This is a genomic window from Corallococcus sp. AB030, from assembly GCF_003668965.1.
GTDB classification, from domain to species: domain Bacteria; phylum Myxococcota; class Myxococcia; order Myxococcales; family Myxococcaceae; genus Corallococcus; species Corallococcus exiguus.
In genome coordinates this window covers 1-6,092 of record NZ_RAWQ01000337.1, presented here as the reverse complement: position 1 = coordinate 6,092, position 6,092 = coordinate 1, and the positions used below count along the sequence as shown (strand labels likewise).

4 protein-coding genes and 1 pseudogene are annotated in these 6,092 nt (G+C 71.8%); 3 read left to right on the top strand and 2 right to left on the bottom strand.

Going from position 1 to position 6,092, the window contains the following annotated elements; translation table 11 throughout:
* The 3 genes and pseudogenes from D7Y15_RS41600 to D7Y15_RS41590 form a co-directional block, all read left to right on the top strand.
* A pseudogene (locus D7Y15_RS41600) lies at positions 1–791 on the top strand (hypothetical protein); the annotation flags it as partial.
* A gap of 87 nt (positions 792–878) precedes the next feature.
* Positions 879–1,301, top strand: a complete 423-nt coding sequence (locus tag D7Y15_RS41595) for a cupredoxin domain-containing protein (RefSeq protein WP_121756034.1) — start codon at positions 879–881, stop codon at positions 1,299–1,301.
* 184 nt (positions 1,302–1,485) lie between these two features.
* Positions 1,486–4,416, top strand: coding sequence for a helicase C-terminal domain-containing protein (locus tag D7Y15_RS41590; RefSeq protein ID WP_121756033.1), 2,931 nt, complete (start codon positions 1,486–1,488; stop codon positions 4,414–4,416).
* Positions 4,417–4,449: 33 nt separating this feature from the next.
* On the opposite strand, the gene D7Y15_RS41585 is transcribed toward D7Y15_RS41590, so the two are convergent.
* Positions 4,450–5,187 carry a HAMP domain-containing protein gene (locus D7Y15_RS41585; protein WP_120578067.1) on the bottom strand — a complete coding sequence of 246 codons (738 nt, stop codon included), beginning with the start codon at positions 5,185–5,187 and terminating at the stop codon, positions 4,450–4,452.
* Complete coding sequence (locus tag D7Y15_RS41580) at positions 5,184–5,936, bottom strand: HEAT repeat domain-containing protein (RefSeq protein ID WP_121756032.1); 753 nt, start codon at positions 5,934–5,936, stop codon at positions 5,184–5,186. Before D7Y15_RS41580 ends, D7Y15_RS41585 begins: the two co-directional genes overlap by 4 nt.
* Positions 5,937–6,092 lie beyond the last annotated feature (156 nt).

Genomic DNA, 6,092 nt, shown 5'->3' with positions numbered 1-6,092 from the left:
CGCCGGAGCAGATCCTGGCGCTGGCCACGCGCGAGCACGTGCCGGCGCGCATCGCCAAGGGTGAGCTGGAAGGGAAGATGAAGGCGCGCATCTGGCGCAAGCTGCACGCCGAGGAGGCGAAGCGCTTCGACCAGGTCTACGAGCTGATGGGCCAGACGCCGAGCCTGTCGCTGGGCGACGCGTTCGGCATCCTCCAGAGCGGCCTCACCGTGCAGGAGTTCATGGCACGCAAGGAGCGCAGCCAGCGCAAGGCGGCCATCAAGCAGGCGCGCGGCCAGGTGGACAACGCGCTCGTCGCGGACTTCCTGGGCGCCTTCATCGAGCAGAAGACCGAGCTGTCGGTGGTGCTGGCGGAGCGGTCGCTGCTGGACACGCTGCTGGCGGAGGAGGCCATCGCCTTCACCTTCGAGCGCACGGGCCGTCTGGAGAAGCTCCAGGTGGTGCTCATCGCGCGCAGGGGTGACTGGGAGCGGCTGATGCCGACCCTGGAGCGCGACGCGAAGCTCACGCAGAAGCCGGCGCAGGTGGCGCGGCAGCCGGACAAGCGCCCCTACTCGGACCCCCGGCCGTTCCTGCCGCACATCGGGCAGACGGTGAAGCTGGTGCTGCGCAACGGCATCACGGTGGAGGCGCCGCTGTTGCGCGTGGGCCGCTTCGACGTGCTGCTGGGCGAGCCCGGGCACGAGCTATTCGTCCCGCTGCACGCGCTCCTGCGCTTCGAAGCGCCCCCGGCCCCCCCCGAGGATGCTTCCGACGACGAGGCCGGTTCAGAGCCCGACGCCGAGGGCTGAAAGCGGCTCGCGGTGTCGTTACTTCCGGGCGGCCCTGCCTTCAGTGGCGGGCCGCCCGTGTCCTTCCTCCCCCTGGAGACTCCATCCATGCGCCCCTTCTTCTCCCGCATCATCAAGCCCTGGCTCGCGCTCACCGCGGCGGCGGTCCTCGCGGGAGCGTCACAGCAGGCGTGCACGAAGGAGTCCTCCGCGAAGGAGCCGGGCACGCCCGCCGCGCAGGAGGTGGGACGGCGGGAGAACGGCGTGCACGTGGTGGAGCTGGCCGTCACGGAGAAGGGCTATGAGCCCTCGCCGGTGCAGCTCAAGAAGGGCGAGCCGGTGAAGCTGGTGGTGACGCGCAGGACGGACCTGACGTGCGCCACCGAGCTCGTGATGGACGAGTACAAAATCGACACGAAGCTGCCCCTGAACACGCCGGTGGACATCACCTTCACGCCCAACCAGTCCGGGACGCTGAGGTACGGCTGCGCGATGGGGAAGATGATCGCCGGTACGTTCGTGGTGGACTGAAGTCCTCGGACTCCTCCGTCCGTTCGCCCCACCCGCTGGTGGAGATTGCCTTCACGCCCCGTCAGTCCGGGATGCTCCATTACGGGTGCCCGACGGGAGAGACCACTGGCCGCTTCTTCGTGCAGTAGCGCCCCGCTCCGTTAACTGGCGATGTCCGCCCGGGCGGGTAGTCTCGCGGGCCTGCATGGGCAGCTCGGAGCTCTTCACCCGGCACGTCTTCCTGGACCTCGAAACGACGGGGCTCGACCCCCGCGTGGATGAGGTCATCGAAGTCGGGTGCCTCTTCTTCGAGCACGGCCGGGAGGTGGACCGCTTCTCCCAGCTGTATTCGGCCTCGCGCCCGCTGAACCTCACCATCCGCCGGCTCACCGGCCTGTCCGACGCGCAGCTCGCAGGACAGCCCCGCTTCGACGCGGAGCGCGCCCAGCTGCGGGAGCGGCTCAAGGGCTGGACGGTGGTGGCGCACAACGCCCCGTTCGAGAAGGGCTTCCTGCCGGACGTGCTCGGCGGCGTGCCGGTGCTCGACTCGTGCGAGCTCATGCACTACCTGCACCCGGAGCTGCCCAGCCACTCGCTGGAGTCGCTGATGCGGTGGGCGAAGCTGGGCTCACAGCAGCCGCACCGGGCGCTGCATGACTGCGTGGCGGTGCACGCGGTGCTGGTGCACGCGCTGGATGGCTGCGTGCGCGACGGGCGCGCGGAGGACGTGGCGGACCTGCTGTCCACGATGGACCCCAGGGCCCGCGCGTCGCTGGGGCCCACGCCGCTGCTGGATACCCTGTCGGATGAGGACGCTCGCGACCTGGCGATGGACGCGGAGTCGCGCCCGCTGCTGGAGCTGCTCTCGCGGCTGTGGGAGGCGTGCCGGGCCACGCCAACGCCGCTGAACCTGGAGACGACGGGCGGCTTCCTGCGCGCGCGGCCGGAGCGCAAGCGCGTGAATGGTGGCAGGCCTCCCCCGGAGCCCGAGCTGGACGCGACGCCGCTGCCGGTGCGGCCAGAAGAGGTGGCCCAGGTGCTGGGGCCCGGCGGCGCGCTGGAGCGGGGCGGAGGGTTCCTGTCCCGGCCCGCGCAGCTGGAGATGGCGCAGGCGGTGGCGCGCACGCTGTCGGACGGCGGGCAGGTGGCGGTGGAGGCCGGCACGGGCACGGGCAAGTCGCTGGCGTACCTCACGCCCGCGGCGCTGTTCGCCTCGCGCAACGGGCTGAAGGTGGGCGTGGCGCCGCACACGAAGACGCTCCAGGACCAGCTCCTGGAGAAGGACCTGCCCCGGCTGCACCAGGCCACCGGCGGCGCGTTCGGCTACGCGCTGCTCAAGGGCCAGACGAACTACCTGTGCCGCCGACGCGCGCTGGAGGCCACGCGCGTGGAGCCGGGGATGAACCACTCCGCGCGGGCGCCCCGGGCCTACGTGCGCGCGTACATGCGCCGCAGCGTGGACGGGGACCTGGACCGGCTGAGCCACTGGTTCCGCGAGCGCTTCCCGGGCATGCACGGGCTGGTGCCGGCGGTGCGCTCCGAGGCGGCGACGACGCTGGGCGAGCGGTGCCCGCATCACCACAAGTGCTTCTACCACTCGGCGGTGGCGCAGGCGCGCGAGGCGGACGTGCTGGTCATCAACCAGTCGCTCGCGTTCGCGTGGCCCGCGCGCTACGGGCGCCTGGACCACCTGGTGCTGGACGAGGCGCACGAGCTGGAGGACGTGGCCACCACCGCGCTCACGGTGGAGCTGTCCGACCTGGCCTTCCTGCGCCTCACGGAGCGGCTGCACGGACGCGACGGGCGCCGGGGCCTCTTCGCGGAGTTGCGCCGCGCGCTCGCGGCCACGCGCCGGGACGAGTCCCGCGTGCTGATGTCCGAGGTGGACGACGCCCTGCGCACGCTGCTCCAGGAGGCGCGCCTGCTGGGCGAACAGGTGACGACCCTGTGCGAGCCCGCGGCGGCGATGCCCGGCGAGGACGCGGACGACGCGGCCTACGCGCCGGAGCTGCGGGTGACGGGCGCGGTGCGCGCCCTGCCCGCCTGGGAGCCCGTGCGAGAGGGCCTGGTGGCGGTGCGCACGGCGCTGCAACGGGTGCACACGCTGCTGTCGGTGCGGGTGCTGGCGGCGCTGCCGGAGCTGGCGGTGAAGCAGCCTTCGCTGGAGCGGGAGCTGGCCGGCGCCACCACGGAGCTGGGCGAGCTGTCGGTGCTCGCGGGCGAGCTGGCTGGAGAGCCGGATGCGAAGCGCTGCTACGCGGCGCGGGCGGAGCCTCGCAAGACGCGTTGGAGCGTGGGCGCGCAGCCGGTGGACGTGTCCGAGTCCGTGGCGAAGGACTTCGCCGCGAACAAGCGCGCGCTGGTGATGGCGTCCGCCACGCTGGGCACGGGTGACCCTGTTCCCTTCGTGCTGAAGCGGCTGGGGCTGAGGCCGCCCATCCTGCGCGCACCGTCGCCGTTCCATCTGGGACAGCAGGCGCTGGTGGTGCTGGTGACGGACGCGCCGCGTGCGCACGAGGAGCCGTTCATCGACTGGGCCTCGGGGCGCATCTCCGGCCTGGCGCAGGTGATGGGCGGCCGGGTGCTGGGCCTGTTCGCCTCCACGCGGCGGCTGGAGCGCGTCGCGCGCGAGGTGCAGGCGCGGCTGGAGCCGCACGGCATCGAGGTGCTGCGCCAGTCGCGCGGGCACGGCCGTTCGCTGGCGGCGCGGCAGGAGCGCGACACGGGCACGGTGCTGCTGGGCACCAAGAGCTTCTGGCAGGGCGTGGACATCCCCGGCCGCGGCGTGGGGTGTGTCTTCATCGACAAGCTGCCCCTGGAGCCAGCGTCACGGCCGCTGGTGGCCGCGCGCGAGGAGCCGCTGGCGAAGGCGGGCAACGAGTACCTGGGCTTCCTCCAGTACCGGCTGCCGCGCGCGCTGCTGCTCCTGCGCCAGGGCGTCGGGCGGCTCATCCGCTCCACCACGGACCGGGGCATCGTCGTGGTGGCGGACCCAGGACACGCGAGCTACCGGCCGCTGCTGCTCCAGGCGCTCGCGGGCTACCGAGTCGTCGCGCTGCCGTGGGCGCAGGCGCGGCTGCTGCTGCACTCGGAGCTCTTGCAGATGGGGCTCACCGCGGACACCGCGCGGGTGTGAGCCCCCGGCGCGGTGTCACCAAGCCGCCCTGCCCTACCGCGCCAGCCGCTCGCGGTAGCGCGTCTCCAGGGCGGTCAGCTCGTCCACCCAGGGGCCCGTGGCGCCGCTCGTCTTCGCCTGCGCCAGGGCCTCCGACAGCGCGCGCGCGTCCTCGGTCTGCTGCGCGCGCAGCCGCTGGGTCATGTCCCGCGCGACCTCGAAGACATCCTGCAGCTCGTCGCCTTCGCGCAGGCCGTGCTGCGGCGGGTTCAGGTGGCCTTCCGCCACTTCGCGCATCATGCGCTTGATGCGGAAGAGCGGGCCCACCATCCGGTGCGTCACCACGATGGTCGCCAGCGCCACCACCGCGATGAACGACACCAGGCAGCCGCCCAGCACCCACCACGTCAGCTGCTGATGGCGCTCCAGCTCCGCGCGCTGCGTGACGATGGCCGCGCGCTCCGCGTCGTACTTGGCGTCGATGGCCTGCGCCTGCTCGCGGAACTGCTTCTCGAACGCCGGGTCGTTCATGTGGACCATCAGCTCGTTGGAGAGCGTGGCTCCGGACAACTCGCGGCTCACCTCCGCCGCCGCCGAGCGGGCGTCCACCGCCTTCGCCGTCTCTTGCAACAGCGAATTCGCCGCGCGCACCAGGAAGATGCCCAGCAGCGCCGCCATCACCAGCGACACACCGACGATGTACGCGGTGAGCCTCAGCTGGAAGGGCGCGTCGAGCAGGAAGTTGCGCCAGCGGCGCTTCGTCGTCGGGGCCTGGGCCGTGGTCGTCGTCATGTCTCGCTGCTCCACTCGAAGGTCGCGGCGGCTTCCTCGATGGCTCGGGGGATCAGGGCCTTCAACAGGTCCGCGGGCGGAGCCCCCGCGGCGTTCACTTCCACCTGTCCCATCAGGGACTGCTCCGGGTACGTCATGCACAGAAGCTGCAGGCGCAGGCCTCCACTGTCCGTCGACTGGATCTCCGCCGTGATGCGGTAGCCGTGCACGCCCAGCTTCTTGAGCGCGCCCTTCGCCGCGGCCTTCGACTCCTTCTCCGGCGCCATCTGCGCGCCCCGGCGCACCAGCTTGGAACGAAGCCGCTCCTGCGTCACCTTCACGAGCTCCGCGGGCACCCTGCCCGTCTTGTCCTTCAGCGCGTCCAGCGACAGGTAGAAGCGCGGCCGGCGCGACTGGAACGCCTTGATGACCTTGATGGACTCCGCCACCGCCGCCTGCACCGTGGCGTCCGCCTCCCCCTGCACCGCCTGGAGGCAGTCGAGCCCCTTCGGCTCCAAGAGCGCGCCCAATCCCTTGGCCACCGCCGCGCGCACCAGCTCGCTCGGGTCCTTGAGGCCGCCGCACAGCGGTGTCACCGCTTCGGGATCCTCGGTGGCGCCCAACACCAGCGCGGCCTGTGAGCGCGCACGCGGATCCCTTCCCTTCTCCAACTGACGGCCCAGGAAGGTGATGCGCGTGTCTCCCTGCGCCAGCGCAGCGCACGGCAGCAGGAAGAGGATGAAGAGCAGGAGTGCTGTCGGCAGCCGCATGGGATGGGCAAAGAAGTACCAACAGTGTAGCCGCGATTTACCTGTCCACGACAGTTGCCTCGCAGGGCAATCGCTCCCACCTTCGATGCGCACAAGGGCCGACGTCTTCCAGGGGGAGGACGGCTGGGGTGCCGGGGACCCGAGGCGGGTCACTCC